This is a genomic window from Pseudomonas sp. TJI-51, assembly GCF_000190455.2.
GTDB classification, from domain to species: domain Bacteria; phylum Pseudomonadota; class Gammaproteobacteria; order Pseudomonadales; family Pseudomonadaceae; genus Aquipseudomonas; species Aquipseudomonas juntendi.
The window spans coordinates 23,898-42,073 of the sequence record NZ_AEWE02000072.1 but is presented as its reverse complement, the minus strand read 5'-3'; the positions used below and the strand labels follow the sequence as shown (position 1 = coordinate 42,073).

Below are 18,176 nucleotides of genomic sequence, written 5' to 3'. Positions count from 1 at the left end.
TCGCGAGCTGCGGTGCTTGAGGTCCACTCCACTCCGGTCCGGTCCGGTTGCAGGTACCCGCTCGGTCGAATTTTGCGGTAGTTAAACCGCTGTTTAAATTCTAGTCAATATATTTTCACACACATACAAAAACTTTCTGGATTGGATCCCATGTCTGTTTGTCTGTTTCTTTTTTAAACAAACAAACAGATATTTAGAGGCTGCTAAGTGTTTGATTTTAAAGGGTTTTATTGGGGTTAAGGTGAACGTTTATGGGGTGAGGGTGAATATATATGGGGTGAGAAGTGAAAACTTATGGGGCGAAGGTGAAAGTTTATGGGGAGCAATGGTGAAAGGCTATGGGGTGAGAGGTGAATGGATGTGGGGCGAAAGGTGAATGGATGTGGGGAGCGTGAAGTGAACGTTTATGGGGCCTCCTGAGCAAAGGTGAAAGCATATGGGGCCATTTGAAGGCTACTGGTCGAGCACCAGGATCGGGGGAAAGGTGAACGTTTATGGGGAGGTTAGGAGGTGTAGCCCCTTAAAAGGTGAACGTTTATGGGGTTGAGCGTGAGTTGTGGATCTGACAACGGGTCGGCATCCGACCAGGCCACTGAAATGAGTCACCGTTCGATGCCCCGATGAGGCGCGGAAGGTGGCAAAGGTGAAAAAATATGGGGAGGCCATCAAGCGCGGCATAAACCCCAGTAAATACAGGCGTCTGCGGGGTACTTTTTATTTAAAGGGTGAACATTTATGGGCAGGCAGCCGATCTCCCGTTGGCCATAAACAAGCAGCCACATGTGACCTAAATCCCGCCAAAGGTGAACGTTTATGGGGTTGGCTTGGGGAGGAGAGCATGAAAGGTGAACGCATATGGGGCGGCAAATCGTGTCTGGGGGGATCGTGGGTGGCAAAGGTGAATGGATATGGGGCCGATGGCTTATTTTGACTTTTGTTGTGCTATCCGCGATGCTTTTAGGCGACATAAACCAATTTTGCGGCTTTCGCCGTATGGGAGAGGTTCGCTATGCAAGGTCCGCTGCCGTTGTTCGATGTGCCGAAAGACAACACGGGGGTCAGCCGCGGTATGTTCGCTGTGGCTTCCAGTACCAGTAACCGGCCGAAGCTTGATCTGGCTGATCTGCCGTCTCCGCCGCAGAACGGCACTCTGCGCCCCCGCTAACCAGGTAGGGGAGCGAATACATGTCTTCTACCTATGCAGAGAACGAGGTGTTCAGTTTCTGTGGGCACCTTGAAGGAGAGCTCGGTGGCGAGCTGAAGAGTGGATACGCCGTTGCACAGTCGGCCGAGGAGGCAATTCGGTCGATGCGGGAATGTGGTTTCTACATCTCGGCGATCACTTCATTGGCTGAGGTGAAACAGACCGTTTCCATCCTGGAGCTCATCGCTCATCGCCATCCTGATATCGAGCCGACTGATTACGTAGACGTCTATCCGGCAGAGATCCAGCCCTATCCTGAAAGCAACGTGTTCTGCTTCACGGGGCATGTGGTCGATGCGTTTGGGGCATTGAAGGCTGGTTTCATTGTGGCCAGCGATGTCGACTTCGTTGTGACCTACCTGAAAGGACTGGGTTTTGTTGTCGAGTCGGCAACGTCCTTGGAGCAGCTCCGCCAGGCAATGGCGGACATGATGGCGATAGCCGACGACGATGCCTCGTTCGACCACAGCTGCGTGGTCAATTTCAAATCGGCCGCCTGAGGGCGGCCCCATCCTCAGTAGCATCTCAACCCGACAACAGGAAAAAGTGCGGTGTCCATTCGTTGACACTAAAGGTATTTTTGCGTATTTTCCGCATCTATCAACTAATGAAAGTCGTTGGGGTTCGTTCGGTATGTCAGGTACTTCACCACGCGATGACGAGCACTGCCTGGATCTGAGCCGTCTGCAGTTCTACAAGAAATACTTCGGCAAACTGCTGAACGCCCTGATCTTCTCTATTGTGCTGAACTTCGTCACCGGCGGTGCTTTCGTCTGGGTCAAAACCCGTGACGTCGAGCGTGAGTACTTCGGCCAGGACTCGGTGACTGGAAGGCTCACGCAGATGGTTCCGCTGAGCGAACCCTTTGTATCGCCCCAGAAACTGTTGGACTGGACAGTCGAATGTGTTGCTGGTGCGAACAGCTACGACTTCGTGCACTCGCAGAAGCAGCTGCAGCGCAACTCGCAGTGCTTCACTCCGGACGGCTGGTCGATGTTCATGGAAGCGCTGGACCGCTCCGGCAATCTGGACCTAGTCAAGAAACAGCGACTGGTGACCTCGGCGGTGCCCCTTGCTGCACCGGTGGTAACCAACCAAGGGATGCGCCGCGGTGTGTGGACCTGGCAGATCGAAGTTCCTTTCATCGTCAGTTTCCAGGGGGGGCAAGGTGGGCGAACCGTCGCCACTCAGAAAACGCTGGTGACGCTGCTTGTCACCCGGGTGAACCCGTTTGAAAGCCGCGATGGGCTGGGGATCGCGCAATACCTCGGGGGCGACCTTCGATGAGCCGCCTGGTCAAAGTTTCAGCCGGCTTGATTTGGTTCGTCCTTTCGGCGGGCCCAGCGCATGCTGATACGGCTGAAAGTGTGCCTGGTCAGAATCCTGCCACCGCGGGGGAGATGGCTATTCCTGCGCTGCCACCGCTGCCGGACATCAATGATGCCGCGTATCAGCAGGCCGTCGAGCAAGCTGCGCCTTTGACTCCTTCTCAGATCAGGAACCTACGGCAGCAGGTTGATGATACTGAGCGAGCAGCTGCGGCCCTCCCGCGATTCTTCCCGAAAATCGTCACCAATTCGGTGACGGTGTCGCTTTCGCCGGGCGCTACCCCGCAAGTAGTCCGCTTATTCAGTGGTTTTGTCACAACGCTGATGGTTGTTGACCAGGCAGGTAACCCGTTAATCGTCAAAACAGTCGATATCGGAGGCGGGGACAAAGACTTCACAGTCACCTGGGAAAAGGATGCTGAAAAGTCAGGCTCTAACTACGTGAAGATTTCGCCCAAGTCACCTTACGCTTTTGGCAACGTATCAATCACTTTGGTTGACGTGAGCGTTCCTATTTCACTGACTCTGGTAAGTGGTCAGCGGGAAGTTGATGATCGAGTAGATGTCCGTGTTCAGGGGATCGGCAATATTGCGACCGCAGCTCTGCCTAAAGGAGTCGCGCCTGCAATCCTCACCATGCTGTCGGGATTCGGCCCTGACGGCGCCAAGCTACTGACTAGCTCGAATACGGAAGTGATGGCATGGGAATACAAAGATAAGTTTTTTGTGCGGACGAACTATGCACTTTTGTCCCCAGCTTATCTTTCTATGCAGCGATCACCGGATGGAATTGCTGTTTATGAGATACCTCGGACTCCTGTCGTTGTTGCGCTGAGCAATGGGGCTCCACTTAACGTCAGTCTGAGCGGCTATTGATTATGGCGGATAAGATTTCGAAGTTGGATAATCTGAAAGTTGCCCTAAGTGATGGGCCTACCAGGTTGATCTATGGTGGTTCTTTTTTGATTATGTTGATAGCTGCGGGGGCTGGTTATTGGCTCTTCACGAGCAACAAGAAAACCAATGCAGATCCGAGCTACGTCAATAGCTACCAAGGGCTCCAAGGTCCGGCTGTCATGAGTGGTGGTGGGCCAATGCCCCAGTCTACCCCTCAGTATGACGCATACATTGCTCAGGAAAATTCCGACAATGTTCGAGCTGCTGTTCAATCCGGCAGCAGCGCGGTCCCTACTGTCCGAACTGGCGTAACCGAGACCGTCATTGAGGATGCTGCGCCGCCAAAGAAAAAGGCGCCGGAGGAAGATCCGGAAGCAGTCCGACGTCGTAACGAAGAGCGCGAGAAGCAGCTGGCTGATGCGCAGAAACGTTATGACGAGGCCAGGCGCGCTAATGACGAGGCGATCAAGGCCCGCAAAGAGGCTATGAGCCAACAAGTCGGTTTGCTAGTAAAAAACTGGGAGCCTTCCTCCCATAAAACACTTGATATTTACTCGACAGCGACGGCTAACACGGCTTCAGGGGTTGGAGGAAAAGGGCAGGTCGGTGCTGCTTCAAATGTGCAGCAGACACCAGCGCTGAAGCTCGCCCGGGCTGGTGATTTGCAATGTGGGCAAGTTGATACTGCAGTTAATACTGACGAGCCAGGGCCGGTTCTTGCCACGATATGGCAAGAAGGCGAGCTGAAGCGTACCAAGCTGCTCGGTAAGATTGAAACAGGTCAAAACGCCCAAAAAGCAACTTTGCATTTTACTACCGCAAATATTCCTGGTGTGAATGGATCTGTCCAAGTCGATGCTTATGCAGTCGATCCGAATACCGCTAGAACTGCTCTGGCCACTGATGTCGATAATCACCTGGTTCAGCGCTATGGCCTGTTCCTCGCTGCAACTTTTCTAGAAGGATATGGCACTGCAATTATGCAGGCTGGCCAGAATCAACAACTTGTAGCGAGTCCCAGCGGGACTGTCGTCCAAACCGATGCTTTGGATAACACGCAAATTCTTTCTGCTGCGGCTGGGAATGTAGGTAAAAGAGTTGCCGATAGCCTGGCCGATGGGGTTAACAGAAAACCAACGATTACTATCGACTCGGGAACTGCCGTCTGCTTCCTGTTCATGAATGATGTTGAAATTAAGGGCGAGGGGAATAAGTAATGAGTATTGATCAGGAAGATATTCTCGGGCAACAGAATGAGTTCGATGAGGACGATGCCCCGCCTGCCGACAAGAAAAAGAGCAACAAGAACGGTCAACTGATGACCTACGGGATGTACGTTGTTGCGGCTCTCGTTGTTGGCCTCGCATTGTTCAAGATATTCGGCCCCCGGTTCTTCCATAGCAATGACCAAGGTTATGGGACCGCCCCGATCACTATCGATCAGCCTTCTGGCCAAGGGGCAGGGCAGTACGGCTACCAGGGGCAGGGGTATCAGCCGCAACCGAATCCCCCCTCTCCCGTGCCGGAGCCGGTTGGCCAGTACCAGCAGGCGCAGAACTATGTGGCAGATCCACAAGTGCAGGCCGCGCTGCCGGTATCCGAATCGCCGGCACCACCGGTTATGCAGCAGCCTGTTGCTCCGGTCGGACAAGCTGCGCAGATACAGCCGCACGTAACGATGGAGCCGCAAGCTGCAACGGCGGCTCCGGTGCCGACATCGGGCCAGGAAATGGCTTCGATTGCTCAGGTTCAAAAACAGTTGGAGCAGCAAGATATTCAGTTGAAGGCAATTCAGGAAACGCTGGACGAAATCAAGAAGTCGCTGCCGAAAACCGCTGCCAAGCCGGCGCCGAAGCCTAGTTCCGCAAGTAAGTCCAGCACTTCTCAAGCAGCCTCGCAGAAGAAGCCACAACCGCAACCCCAGCGTCAGGTTCAGAAGTCTCAGGCTGGATCGGGCCAGCAGAAAAATTCGCCTGCCAGCATGTCGCTCAAGGCCGTGCTCGAAGGTCGAGCGTGGTTCGTGACGAAGGGAGGGGAGAGCATCAGCGTTTCCGTTGGCGACACGATCCCAGGAGTTGGCTCCGTGCAGCGCATTGATCCAGACCAAGGGCAAGTGATCATGTCCAACGGCGTCGTCTACCGCTGAGGCCGCTGAGATGATCGACGCCTCGACGATGCTGGCCAGCTTCGCCCAGCAGTTCCCCGGACTGGAGGATCTGTTGAACGCGGTTGTGGCTTTGCTGGGCCTAGTACTGACTGGCAACGCAGTTTTTAAAGCAATCCAAGTTGATAAGACGGGTGGCCAGGGTATGACCTGGACCACGCCGATTATGTATTTCTTCTGCGGCGTGGCACTTTTCAACTTCGCGGCAAGTATTGACACCGCTTTGGACTCATTTTGGGGTGGCTCGGTATCGGTGAAGAACCTCATGAGCTATCAAGGCTCGGCAAATATGCCGGCTCAAACTTCAGAGTTGATTGGGGTCATTGTTCTTTGCCTCCGGTTCTACGGATACATCACCTATGCCCGAGGCTGGATGAGTATGCGGCGGATTGGAAGTGGTCAGAACGGAAGTGATGAGGTTTTCAAAAAATCGTTTATCCGATTAGTGGCTGGTGTAGCGCTAATCAACATCGTCGGTACAGTAAATATGTTCTCTGAGACCTTCGGTTTCGGGGAAGTTCTATAGAGAAAGGAGACCATCCTATGAAAGTAATGAGTACGCTGCGCGGTTTTTGGAACAAGGCGAAAGTTTGTTTTTACTCTACCAGCGCAATGGCGATGCTGGCCTTTACCGAGCTTGCTCACGGCGAGGGTGTAGGTGCAATCGGTCGTCGCGCAGCCACTGAAGCTGACGGCCTGGGGGTGGGAGCGCAGGCTTTGTTCGCGCTGGGTGGTTTGATCATGGTCGGCCTGTCGATCTTCGAGATCAAGAAATACAACAAAACCGATGGTGCGCAAGGGAAGATCTCAATGGCTGCCATTCTGCTGTTTGGCGGTGCTTTCCTGTTGTACATCGCAAGCGGGATCGAAACTGGCTCTGACACCATTTGGGGTGAAGGCGGCGGCGACAAGTCTCGTGTGCAGATCCAGCGTTAAGGTGAGTTGGTAAAATGATCGAGCTATCGGTTGTTCGTGACATCCGGAAAGCGCCTCTTATTCAGCACGGCTCTCGGCTGGACAAGAGCGCGGGTGAGTTGCGCAAGCAGGTTATTGCGCAAGGGCGCTTTGGACGTCGCTGTCATTTTTGCGATTTTGCATTCGGAACAACCGATAGTTTCGATATCCATAATCTGGATGGTGATCACACGAATAATGAACTCGAAAACTTAGTTCCTGTTTGTGAGCTATGCCACGCGCCATTTCATCTCGATACGGTTTCTAAGAAATGGCCATCCGATCCTGGGAAAATTGTCTTCCTGCCTGAGCTGACTCAAGTTCAGCTCAACAATCTCTTGCAGGTGATTTTCTACTGCATGGCGATGCAGTCTGTTGCGGCTGGGCCGGAAAAGGTGGCTTCGACGGCGGAACAGGGTATTAACCCGCATACGGTCTACCGCCGTATCACCGACCGAGCCCACCAGGTCGAGATGAACTCGAAGGGGGAAACTGTGCGGAAAGGCCTTTCGGACCCCTTGGTATGTAGCAGAGTTTTGCTGGACATGAGCGACGATGAGTACGAGCAGCGTAGTGTCCTTCTGGGTGGCTGTCGTTACGTTCCTGGAGCGGACTATTTCATCCAGCAAGCTGGCATGTGGTCTGGGAACGGTGCGTCTTTCAGTCGCCTGGATCTCGCGGCCTGGCCTGGCGTTGCAGGAGTGGCCTGATGGGGGTAGTCAGGCACGGTTGTGTCCGTTTCGATGCCGACGATCCGAATATGGGCGGTTGGGCGTCCGTGGAAGGTATGGAGGCGTTTCGTATTTCTTCTGTCGGGAACTTGGATAACGACACCCTCTGGTGGACGAATCTTTCGTTTTCGGCGATTTATGGTGCGAATTTACATAAGACGCCATATATAAAGAGGACAACCTATCTTAACTCGTGGCTGCAAGAGGGGCAGGCAGACATTTGCAGTGCTTGGGGTTTAATGCGGCGTAGCTACACCGAGAAACAAATCACGGAAATCCTTTCCGGTGTTTTTTCTCGGGTCATGTGGTACGCGAAAGGCGCCTACGGCATTGATGGCTCTCGTTCTGTTCCTATGCACGACAATTTGGCGGACGAAATTCGGTGCAAGATCCTTCCAGATAAAGATCCACACATTGCGCCGGAAGTAGATGGTGCGCTGTCGGCTGCCCATCAGTATTACACTTATTGCCTGACGCCCCATTACAATCGGGAAGAAATGGTAGTGGTTCGATTTTCTGCGCCGGCAGTGGCGTATGCTCGCGAAATGCTGAGCATGATCGTACCCGGAGAACAAGTTGAGTATTTCTCTGCAGAACAGATAGCTCCAATCTCGGATAAAGTTCAATGGGTTGTGAATAACCCCCGCCCAGTGCTGGCTAAAGTATCCGTTTCAAATATAAATCCTGATTATGTGAACGTAATTGCTTTTGCTAACGGGGCAAAGGCTGGTAGTAACCGATCCTGGGTATCGCAGCCAGAACTTCTACTACTTTCTCAGTACGCCCAGGTTGAAGTGGCATGTGCTTTTGTATTCAGCGGCTATGAAATGCTTGAGACGTCCTGCGAGCTGCCGATGTTCTCTGCTTTGCAGGCTATGAGTCCTGGAGCGGAGCTCTTGGCTATGAACCATTGGGTCGGTCTTTCACGTGAGAACTGCTATCGGCTTGAGCCTAAGAGTACGGAGTATCGGGCAGTTTCCCCGCGTGCAGCCTGGATAACCGCGGTGGACCGTTTCTTGATGTTCACCTATGCGCTACAGCTTCATAAGGCCGGGTTCGCCATCAGAAAGTATGGCGCGGGTAGCGTGACCTGTCTGGTGCCAAAGCATAATTTTAAGGATGCTTATGACATCGCATCTTCTATAGGTCTGCTTGCTCCTCCAAATATGTCGTCGGACATTGAAGTTCAAGAGGACTTACACAATGTCTGACATTAACACTCTGCTTGAAGTTGCACTGCGAGATTCGCGCAATTTGGAAGTGATAATTGCGCTGGATCGACTGCTTCTTCTTCCGGAGAACGATGCTGCACTTCATGCGGCAATGAAAGATCTTGAGACGGTAAAATCATTCATTAATACAAAGTTGCCAAGTCACCTTAAAGAGTTTGCCAGAGGACTGTTCGTCCAGCATGGCCGACTGGTGGCGGAGCACTACAAGGCGAAATTGGAAACCGGGGAGACCGCTAGATGAGCGCTGCAGGTATCGTCGACACGATTGAGGATCTCCTCGCGTATGTCTGCTCGAAATTCAAAATGGCGATGGCTGACTACATTAATATAGAAAGCATCGACGACGAGCAGACCATGACTATGCGGGATGGCACCTTGCTCACCGTCCTGCAATTGCACGGCTCCACCAGGATGATCGGCGAGGTCGAATTTGCTGAATGTGACAGCCTGTTCAGCAAGAGCTTGAAGGCGTACCTGAGCAATGGCGGCCATGCCGTCCACGTGTACTTCAGCGGTGATCCCGATAGTGCTGTACGCGATATCGAAGCGGCCATCGCTCCTTCCCGAGCGACAGCCAAGCGCCTCGGGTTGGAGCTGGATGACCTCTTCGAAGAGGACGTCAGACACCTTTCCCAGTTCTGCACCAACGAGAAGGCCTTCATCACCCTGATCACCAGGCCGTCGGCGGCCACCAGTGGCGAGCAGAAGCGCGATGTGAAGGCGAAGGAGGAGCTGCGCGAGGCCTCGCCGCTTCCCCGGATGCGGGATGTGCCGAACGTCTTCGCGGCGATGCAGTCGTTGCGTACTCGGCACCGCTCGTTCGTCGACGCCCTGGTCGGGGACCTGCGGTCGGTCCATATCGCTGTAGAGGTTCTGGACGTCCACAAGGCCGGTTACGAAATGCGGATGAGCGTGGATCCGGAGTTCACCGCCGATGATTGGCGCCCGCGGCTTCCGGGCGACAAGATTCCCGTGCGGGACATCAGCAGAAATCCCAAGGACATGTCAGGGGCATTTTGGCCGCGCCTCGATCGCCAGCTGGTACCGCGAGATGCTGAAAAAGCAGGGCGGAAGTACACGATAGTTGGCGACAGGATATATGCCCCGATGTACGTGCACCTGCATGCACAAGACATTGAGCCCTTTCAGAAGCTGTTTGTGCGGGTAAGTCAGAACCGCTTGCCTTGGCGGATCAGTTTTTTGATTGAGTCAGGCGGCCTGAAGATGGTCGGCTTCAAGAACATGGTTGCCAGCATCATCAGCTTCACCAATCCGGACAACAAGGTTTTCCGGGAGGGGGTTTCGGCGGTTCGTGAGATGGTGAAGAAACAGAATGAACTGGACGTCCGCCTGCGTGTGGATTTCGCGACGTGGGCTCCGAAGGATGACGAGAAATTACTCGCATCCCGCGCATCTCGCCTCGCCCGTGCCGTACAGGGATGGGGAGGTATTGATATTCGCGAAGCCAGCGGCGATCAGTTCCAAGGTTTTACATCGTCGGCGCTCTGCCTGAGCTTGAATAGCGTCGCAACACCTTCTTGTGCGGTTCTCGGTGATGTCACGCAGATGTTGCCTTTGTACCGTCCTGCGTCGCCTTGGGCTGATGGCGGAGCGGTTCTCTATCGCACGCCGGATGGAAAGATCTGGCCTTATCAACCCAACTCACCAGTCCAGTCCAGTTGGATTACGGTCGGTGTGGCTGAACCTCGGTCCGGTAAAACGGTTGATGGTAACCAAGGGAACCTTGCGCTTTGCCTCTCGCCGGGTATCACCCGGCTGCCGATGATCGGGATCATCGACGTCGGCAAGGGGAGTGCTGGTTTGATATCTCTGCTACGCAACGCTCTNNCAACGCTCTTCCCGAGGAAAAGCGGCATTTGGCGATGAGCTTGCGTCTGCGTATGACGCCGGAGTTCGCCATCAACCCTTTGGACACTCAGGTAGGGTCCCGTTACCCACTACCCAGCGAAGTTGCTTTTCAAACTAACTTTGTGTCGCTGCTTGTTACGCCAATGGGTGCTGCCGCACCGGCAGACGGCATGGTTGGCTTGGTCAAGTTCACCCTGCAGGAGGCCTACCGCTACTACGCAGGCGATGGCAACAATACCAGGGCCAAGCCCTACATCCCCAACACCCGAGGGGCTGAGCAGGTCGACCGGGCGGTTGAGCGCTTCGGTATCCAGGTAGACGGGCGAACTTCCTGGTGGGAGATCGTCGACGCGCTCTACGACCATGGTGACATCCATTCTGCAACCCTGGCGCAGCGGCAAGCCGTTCCTACGCTGGCCGACTTGGCGGCGGTGAGTCGCGAGCAACAATTCGTCGATCTCTATGGAGGCAAGAGCACCGAGGATGGTGAGGCGCTACTGGATGCCTTCTCCCGGATGATTTCGGAATCGTTGCGCAGCTACCCGATTCTCGCTTTGCCTACGGCCTTTGATCTGGGCGAAGCCAGGGTCGTTTCGATCGACCTCGCCGAAGTTGCTCGTAGTGGATCCGCCGCGGCCGACCACCAGACAGCGATGTGTTACATGCTGGCTCGCTATGTCGTGGCGAGGAACTTCTACTTGACCGAGGAAGATGTCGAGTGCTTCGCCCCACGGTACCGCCCGTACCATGAGCACCGTATTCGCGAAATCCGCCAAGACAAAAAGCACCTTCAGTGGGACGAACTCCATCGAACGAAGCGCGTGCGTCCGGTACGGGACCAGGTTATCGGCGATATGCGCGAGGGGGGTAAGGAGGGCGTAATGGTTACCGTACTGTCTCAGGACGTGGATGACTTTGACGAAGAAATGTTGTCCTTCGCTACCGTCAAGAAGGTTTTCTCGAAGCAGAACGAGAAGAAGGCGGGGCGCATGCGCGAAATGTTCGGCCTGTCATCGACGGCGGAATACGCGGTTCGCCACATGATCCGTCCTCCGAGTGCGAAGGGGTCTACGTTCGTTGGCGCGTTCAGTACTCGTGAAGGCGAATCGGTGCATTTGCTGAATAGCACTATGGGCGGTATCAGGCTCTGGGCGTTTTCGACCACGCAAGAAGACACCTACGTCCGCGACACACTGTATCGGGAAATTGGGCCAGTCGAAACGCGGCGCCTCCTGGCTCGGCTCTACCCTGGTGGTAGCGTTGCGCGGGAAATCGAGGCGCGGAAGAAGAAGGTCGAGATCAGCGGCCTGATTGGCCAGGATCGGGACGATGGAGTAATTGATGGGCTGGTCGCCGAGTTGCTCGATATCTACCAACAGCAGCGGTCGGAGGCACTACGCGCATGATCAAGCGGATCAACTGCTCGGTCGTTTTCCTTCTGATGGTGGCGACCGCTTTCCCCGCGTGCGCGGGGATCTTCAACATCGGAACTTCGGGAGGCGCTTCGAACGAGAGCAGTTCGAGCAATGTGGTTGTTCGCCCTGATGCTGGCCCGGGGAGAGCATCGACACCGATTGTCCCTGTGGAAAGTGCATCGCCGCAACGGGTACCGGTGGAAAGCCCCCCCGTCTATCAGCCCTATACGCCGCCGGCTGCGTCGGTGTTGCCTGCCCCGATATCGGACGATGCAGAAGTTCGGCGCTACGACCGCTACCCAAACGAAAGCGATGTCGACTACATCGCTCGTATGAAGCAGGTCTACAAAACGTCTGCAGCAGAACTAGAGCGTGTCGGTGCTGAACACATGTTGCGCATGCAGCAGTTGGCGCCTCATTGAGCTCTTGTCGATGAGGGGCGGTTGAGGCCAGCTTCGCGATTATCTGGAGCGAGCCTCACCTGGTAGTGATCAGATAGTTGAGAGAGGTCGAGCGACCAGCTGTACGCGGAGCGGATCTCGTGGATCGCGAAGGCTCGCTTGACCAGCTGTAGGGCTTGGCCGGGGCTGATGGAGTTCACATGGCACAGCCACTCGATGGCTTTGTGGGTTTCGCTGCGCTCGATGGCGAGACCGATATGCTTTACCTGGTGGCACCTCGGGCAGAGCGCTATCAATCGATCCAGGCGCTGGATGAGCCGGTGGTCATCGTAGTGCCAGATTTCATGGCACTCGACAGGATGGTGCGGGCCTCGGTTAGAGCAGATCTCGCAACGGTAGTTGGCAGCCTTGAAGCAGATGCTTTTCAGCCGACTCCAAGTGGCTTCGCTGACGTTTGAACGGACGTTGCTGTACCAGCAGGATCTAGGAACAAGCTCGATGGTTAGATTCATGGTGAGGGAAAAACCTGCCGCGTATGATTGCGTCTGATTGGTTATTTTTTTACTATCAACGACATATTGACATGGTAATATAGATCAATGAAAGTCACCGATAAGGAACGAGAAGTCAGCGCCGAAATGGCGGCATGGCTGGGTTTTCTGAGGAAGGCCAAGCGGGTGACTCTGCAGAGCATCGCAGAAACTCACGCTACCCATCGGGGGAATCTGTCGGCGTTCATTTCGAGCAAGGGGACGACGCGGAATGTTTCGATGGAGAAGCTGCGGATGGTCCTGTTTGACCTCGGGCTTCTGGATGGCGGGATGTTAGCTCCAGGCCTCCACCGTTGGGAGGTCGATGAAGAAATGGTCGATTCCCTGTGTGAGCTGCTGAATAAAAGCGAGTTCGAGCGAGGGTATGTGTTCCGCTTGGGGAATGGCCTACGGGCATTCGCAGTGGTTCAGGTGTGCGAGGCCAACGCGGTGTTCGCGAGTTTGCCTGTTGAGATTGCTGAGCGGGTGGCTTCTGGATTGAAACCAACTGAAGGCGGGCAGCGCATCAGCTTGGTGGATCTCGACCGGGCTGGCGATGCGCAGATTCAGGCGCTGTGGCAAACCCCTGCAGACGCTTCGGTGTTTGCGAGCATACAAAGTCTCTGGACGGATGAGCCGTTATTCCGATTGCCCATTGAGAAGAGGGCGGGCTGATCCAGATGTAGTGTCCGGAAATGGTTTTTGCTCGCCAATGCTGATTTTGGTCATCGCCGGTTTTGTTCGTTGCCGAAGAGGCACTTAGCGCTCGGATTCGGGCATTCGGTAACGGGGCGCAGTCTGGATGACAAAACTTAATTTGGCCCAGCTTTGCTGGCGTGTTGTTGATGATTGTTGCGGCGAAAATCTAAGGAAAAGCTATGGCTACCCAGAAGCGAATGAAAGCTAACGAGCTGGTCACTCTGCTCGCTGAGCTGGTGGTGATGGACATCGAGATGATGGCCAGGTTTGCCAATATCCCTGTCCAGAACCTGCGTTCCTGGTTGGCCGGCAAGAAGGAAAACCTTCGGCTGCAGTCGGTGATGAATTTGATGTCGGTCATGGGGTTGAAGGTCGACAACGGACTTCGCCTGGATGACGCGCGGGTTCACTATTGGTACATCGAAGACAGCATTTTCAGCCAGAAGAAGAGCGTCTACGCGGCGCTGACGAAGCTTTCCAAGTTGCTGGCAGGCTGCTCGATCACGGCGGTCGAATCTACGTCGCCACGGCTCAAAGAGCGCCTTGGGCATCGCTTCTACCTGGTGGCGAGCGCCAAGGTGCGACTTGTTGTGTGCGTGCGTCGCAGTTTCTTCCGGGCGCCGGCGGTATCTCCCGAGGTGATCAAAGGGGCCTGTTGGCGGGATGACAGTGATGATCATCTGATCACGACAAACCGTCGTTTGTGGACGCACCTGGTTGAGCGCGACCTGACCACGTATGAGTTCGATCGCATGTTCAATCAGGTTAGCGAAAACGTGAGCTGGGCTGATGTTTCGCTCATGGCTCGCGAATTCGGCGTTACGGCTGCTGATGTGTCGCAGTGGATCCTGGAGCGACATGGCGAGCTGGTCCCCGATGGAGCAGGGGCACAGGATGACGAAGGCATCGATTTGGATAGCAGCGGCGGGCGCGTGCTGTACCTCGCAGCAGGTTGAGGGGGCTGTCCATGCTTGTAGTTCTCCGCGATTCGAAGATGTTTCGAGCCGTCCCGAGGGTGATCCTATGGGGTGGCGTTGCGCTGTTCTTGTTCCTCATCTTGGTGCTGGCCGAGGGTAGCGTCTACTTGGGGAAGGTGGGGGAGGCCAGGGACGCAGCTATCGCTCAATGGCTGAATGAACATCCGGAAGATGGCGAGGCGGTGGCCCGCTACCGGACTGTCTGCATCGGATCTCCAGGCGAACCGGATGTCGAAAAGATTGCCTCCCCCCCCCAGCCCGTTCTGACCTTCGCCGAATGTGCTGAAAAGGTTGGGTCACCCGATCTCATGGTCATTATTCAGGCAGCGGAATACTCGATCCCGGTGCCGATACTTCTCTCCTGGTTGTCACGCACTTTGGCATCCGTCGTTCTGCTTTAGCCGTTGCAGGAGTTGGTATCGTGCAAGCGCATTTCATGGGGTCGCGGCCGGATGGATGGCTTGAGAAACTGGCTGCCGAAAAGGCGCGTCTGCGCCGTAAAGTTCGGACTCGGTGGATCTTGGCCGGCCTGGGCGTGCTGGTGGTCGTTGGCGTTGTATGGGGAGCGTTTTCGTGGGGATGATTGACCTGGTTGGGCTGAAGCATGGCTTGCTTAACTCGCCGGAGTCGCCGGCTCCGATTGCTGCATAAGGGGGCGGGAGTGCGACATTTCTTCCTCCGGATGAAGCGGATGATTCAGGATGATCTCGGTATCCCCGCTTCGGTCCGCGCTATTGTTGAGGCCTTTCCTGCTCTGAAAGTGCACTTGCGGGAACCCGCTCAAAGTATTGCCGCGTCGAGCGTTGTTCTATGGCATGAATGGGGTGGCGCGGTGCACGGCTCTTGGCCCCGTCTAGCTGCCGGAGAAATGCTCGGGTGGCGCAATCAGGGCGGCCAATACGGCAGCTTCCATCTCACCCGGGAGGATCTCGCCCGCTTGGGCTGTCGCGAGGTCAAGGAGCAATGGCGGTGCGAGATTCAGGATGTCGAAGGCCTTTCAGCGTCGAAATCGGAGCTGCGTGACTTCGCGAGCCTTGACGATATGGTCGCCACCAACTCGCGACCGATGATCGAGCCTATGAGCTTGGAAAAGCTGGATCAAAACCTCGCCTGGTCCGAGATACGAATACTTCATCGCGAGGATCCTTCGGATCATTTCGCCTGCTATCGGTGGGATGGGCGGCTTTTCCTGATGAACTCCGGTGGCTCGCATCACTTTGCGGCAGCACGCTATATCGCTTCGCGGTTGCGTCGTTCTGTGCCGCTGCAGGGGCGGCTAAAGATCTACGGCCTCAACAGCGCTTCTGTCAGTTCCCTGGTGCGTGACTTTGAGATATTCGCGCTACGGGACGAGCCGATGAGCTACATGGCGTTTCACGATGCCATGCGGGCTTATGGCGCTGCCTACCTGCACCGACGCCTGCCCCGTCCTTATGAGGATTCCCGAGCTGTGTTTCTGCCGCGAGATGATATTCGTTCGGTGCGAGTTGCGGCCGTGCTCCACGAGTGGGGGTTCTTCGATCTGGGTGATCATCTGCAAGAGCTGGCTCGCAGAAACATGGCGGCTTTCAGATTGAACTGAAGTTCAATTATATACTTGCATTGTAACGAGAAAAACGCGAGAGGCAATCTATGCAGGCACTCACCACTACAGGCAAGCTGTTTAAGCAGTTCATCCAGTTTTTAAGGGAACAGGGCTACCAAATTCACTGGCACGACATCAATCCCGAAGAGCCTGAGTATGTTGAGGTGATTTGCAACGGGCAGCATCTGATGCCGGATGGTGTACCTAGTATTCCGAATGATGGAATCGTTGAGATTGACTACTTCGCCACTATTTTCTTGGAGCCAGGCAGCGGGGGAAGAAAGATTCAAAGGGTATTCAAGGATTGGCAGGCCGGCAAAATGTTCCTCGGCTCCACCAAGCTAACGCCCCCTCATCTAGTAGCCCATTACGAACGCATCATCACCGCTGCAGTCGCGATGAATGACGAAGAGAAGGCCCAGGTTGCTGACTGGGTTGATCGGCACGCCTCGGGGAATAGCAACTTGGCGGCGAGTGATTGGCCGGGATGGAAGGATGTAATTGCCCGCGTGAGTGAGCGCTAGGCGCGAGCTGGTCCCTGCGCTCGCTTTGGCCGGGTGATGGGGGAGGGGGCGCAGGTGTTAAAAGGTTAGGCTTTACACGACGACTTTCGTTTGTTTATCCTGATGCAATATCAGGTAACGAGGGTTTTGTTATGGATGGCCTGCAGATGACCGAGGAGCAACGTGCTCCCTGCGAAAGCAACTCCGATGTAATCAAGATCGAAGCCGGTGCTGGCACTGGCAAGACCACCACGTTGCGAGGCATCGCCGAGGCCAAGCGCGACAAGCGTCAGCTATATGTCGCGTTCAACAAATCGATCCAGGTCGAGGCCTCCAGGAAGTTCCCATCCAACGTCACCTGCAAGACCGCACATTCGCTTGCCTACGGCGCCATTGGCCGTGACTACGGCAACGTACATGGCAAGCTTCAGGGGGACATCAAGCCCTTCCATGTTACTCGACAGCTGACCTCCAGCCTGTCGGGCGTCCCGTCGAGTGCCCACAACTTGTATGGCGGTCGCGTGATCGAGACCGTGAAAAACTACCTCGTGTCGGCCGATTCCACGCTTAGCCCGAAGCACGTCAGCATCGGCGACGCCCCGGTCGAGCGTAGCCATTTCGATCCGCAGCGGATCTTGCAGGACGCGATGCAGGTCTGGACCGCAATGCAGGATCTGCGCTCCGAAGTCCCGATGCTGCATGACGGGTACCTCAAGCTCTACCAGGTCGCAGGTCGTCGACTGCCCTACGACCTGATCCTTTTCGACGAAGCGCAAGATACCAATCCCGTCACCCAAGCAATCGTAAATCAGCAGCAGGCGAAGAAGGTGTATGTGGGCGATCGCCATCAGGCGATCTACGGCTTCCGTGGTGCGAGCAACGCGATGGAGCTCATCCCCTCGGACGAAACCTTCTACCTGACGGGCTCGTTCCGCTTCGGCAACGAAGTGGCGGAAGTGGCTAACCGCATCCTGGACCTCAAGGGTGATGTCGTTCATCTGCGTGGACTGGGGGCGGAAAGCAAGATCCGTCCTCTGACTGCCAGCGAGGGCTATGCGTACCTCAGCCGAGGCAATGCTGCGCTGTTCGACCGGGCCGTGAAAGCTCTGACCAAGAACGAGCCCTTCTCCTTCGTCGGTGACATCCGCGGTTACCGCTTCGATCAGATCCTGGACGTCTATCAGTTGTCGATCAAAGGCCAGGTGAAGGATCCATTCATCCGGTCCTTCAGCAGCTTCGATGAGCTGGTGGAATACGCCGAAATGATCAACGACCGCGAAGTTAAGTCGCGCTGCAAGATCGTCACTGCCTATGGCCGGGATATCCCAGGTTTGTTGGAGCGAATCGAGCGGGCAGCCCTGGCACCGGTCGAAGACGGCAACGTTGCGGACAACCGTCTGATCCTCACCACGGGCCACAAGTCGAAAGGGCTCGAATTCCCCAATGTCCAGCTGGCTGGCGACTTCATGGAGTTTCTCGACTCCGACACCGGCCAGTTGATCGACATGAGCAAGGCCGACACCAACCTGATCGAGGAGATCAACGTCAACTACGTCGGGGTAACCCGAGCGCAGCGCGTTCTCCACCTCAATGAGCAGCTGGAGGCCTACCTCGAACACCTCGAAGAACTGGCGGCCAACCGCTCCAGTCGTCCTTCCATGGCGTAATCAACGATTTATCCCCCGAC

At 55.3% G+C, this 18,176-nt stretch carries 19 protein-coding genes; all 19 read left to right on the top strand.

The window, feature by feature from the left end; genetic code table 11:
- Positions 1–1,185 precede the first annotated feature (1,185 nt).
- On the top strand, positions 1,186–1,704 hold the full coding sequence (locus G1E_RS16400; RefSeq protein ID WP_009684352.1) for a hypothetical protein: 519 nt from the start codon (positions 1,186–1,188) through the stop codon (positions 1,702–1,704).
- A gap of 133 nt (positions 1,705–1,837) precedes the next feature.
- Entirely contained in the window at positions 1,838–2,491 is a 654-nt protein-coding gene (locus G1E_RS16395) for a DotI/IcmL family type IV secretion protein (RefSeq protein ID WP_009684351.1), read from the top strand.
- Positions 2,488–3,408, top strand: a complete 921-nt coding sequence (locus tag G1E_RS16390) for a DotH/IcmK family type IV secretion protein (RefSeq protein WP_009684350.1) — start codon at positions 2,488–2,490, stop codon at positions 3,406–3,408. The genes G1E_RS16395 and G1E_RS16390 overlap by 4 nt, the downstream gene beginning before the upstream one ends.
- A 23-nt stretch (positions 3,409–3,431) precedes the next feature.
- The gene (locus G1E_RS16385) at positions 3,432–4,646 is read left to right on the top strand and encodes a DotG/IcmE/VirB10 family protein (RefSeq protein ID WP_171021351.1); all 1,215 of its coding nucleotides are present in this window, start codon (positions 3,432–3,434) and stop codon (positions 4,644–4,646) included.
- Positions 4,646–5,575 (top strand): hypothetical protein, encoded by a 930-nt coding sequence (locus tag G1E_RS16380; RefSeq protein WP_009684348.1) that lies wholly within the window; start codon positions 4,646–4,648, stop codon positions 5,573–5,575. Before G1E_RS16385 ends, G1E_RS16380 begins: the two co-directional genes overlap by 1 nt.
- A 10-nt stretch (positions 5,576–5,585) precedes the next feature.
- Positions 5,586–6,119, top strand: a complete 534-nt coding sequence (locus G1E_RS16375) for a hypothetical protein (protein WP_009684347.1) — start codon at positions 5,586–5,588, stop codon at positions 6,117–6,119.
- A 17-nt stretch (positions 6,120–6,136) separates the two neighbouring features.
- Positions 6,137–6,529, top strand: coding sequence for a hypothetical protein (locus G1E_RS16370; protein ID WP_009684346.1), 393 nt, complete (start codon positions 6,137–6,139; stop codon positions 6,527–6,529).
- Positions 6,530–6,543: 14 nt separating this feature from the next.
- Positions 6,544–7,257, top strand: coding sequence for an HNH endonuclease (locus G1E_RS16365; RefSeq protein ID WP_009684345.1), 714 nt, complete (start codon positions 6,544–6,546; stop codon positions 7,255–7,257).
- Positions 7,257–8,489 (top strand): hypothetical protein, encoded by a 1,233-nt coding sequence (locus tag G1E_RS16360; protein ID WP_009684344.1) that lies wholly within the window; start codon positions 7,257–7,259, stop codon positions 8,487–8,489. Before G1E_RS16365 ends, G1E_RS16360 begins: the two co-directional genes overlap by 1 nt.
- Complete coding sequence (locus G1E_RS16355) at positions 8,482–8,751, top strand: hypothetical protein (RefSeq protein WP_009684343.1); 270 nt, start codon at positions 8,482–8,484, stop codon at positions 8,749–8,751. The genes G1E_RS16360 and G1E_RS16355 overlap by 8 nt, the downstream gene beginning before the upstream one ends.
- A gap of 1,642 nt (positions 8,752–10,393) precedes the next feature.
- Entirely contained in the window at positions 10,394–11,785 is a 1,392-nt protein-coding gene (locus tag G1E_RS27075; protein ID WP_052960510.1) for a hypothetical protein, read from the top strand.
- A complete protein-coding gene (locus G1E_RS16345) occupies positions 11,782–12,216 on the top strand; it encodes a hypothetical protein (protein WP_009684340.1) in 435 nt (144 codons plus the stop codon). Before G1E_RS27075 ends, G1E_RS16345 begins: the two co-directional genes overlap by 4 nt.
- A gap of 179 nt (positions 12,217–12,395) precedes the next feature.
- Positions 12,396–12,653, top strand: coding sequence for a hypothetical protein (locus tag G1E_RS16340; protein ID WP_009684339.1), 258 nt, complete (start codon positions 12,396–12,398; stop codon positions 12,651–12,653).
- 141 nt (positions 12,654–12,794) lie between these two features.
- Entirely contained in the window at positions 12,795–13,400 is a 606-nt protein-coding gene (locus tag G1E_RS16335; protein ID WP_009684338.1) for a hypothetical protein, read from the top strand.
- Between the two features lie 203 nt (positions 13,401–13,603).
- Positions 13,604–14,380 carry a hypothetical protein gene (locus G1E_RS16330; protein ID WP_023118091.1) on the top strand — a complete coding sequence of 259 codons (777 nt, stop codon included), beginning with the start codon at positions 13,604–13,606 and terminating at the stop codon, positions 14,378–14,380.
- 11 nt (positions 14,381–14,391) lie between these two features.
- Positions 14,392–14,802 carry a hypothetical protein gene (locus G1E_RS16325; RefSeq protein ID WP_009684336.1) on the top strand — a complete coding sequence of 137 codons (411 nt, stop codon included), beginning with the start codon at positions 14,392–14,394 and terminating at the stop codon, positions 14,800–14,802.
- A 290-nt stretch (positions 14,803–15,092) separates the two neighbouring features.
- Positions 15,093–15,983 carry a DUF6685 family protein gene (locus tag G1E_RS16320; RefSeq protein WP_023118090.1) on the top strand — a complete coding sequence of 297 codons (891 nt, stop codon included), beginning with the start codon at positions 15,093–15,095 and terminating at the stop codon, positions 15,981–15,983.
- Between the two features lie 50 nt (positions 15,984–16,033).
- Positions 16,034–16,510, top strand: a complete 477-nt coding sequence (locus G1E_RS16315; protein ID WP_009684334.1) for a hypothetical protein — start codon at positions 16,034–16,036, stop codon at positions 16,508–16,510.
- A 131-nt stretch (positions 16,511–16,641) separates the two neighbouring features.
- Complete coding sequence (locus tag G1E_RS16310; RefSeq protein WP_009684333.1) at positions 16,642–18,156, top strand: UvrD-helicase domain-containing protein; 1,515 nt, start codon at positions 16,642–16,644, stop codon at positions 18,154–18,156.
- Positions 18,157–18,176: the final 20 nt, after the last annotated feature.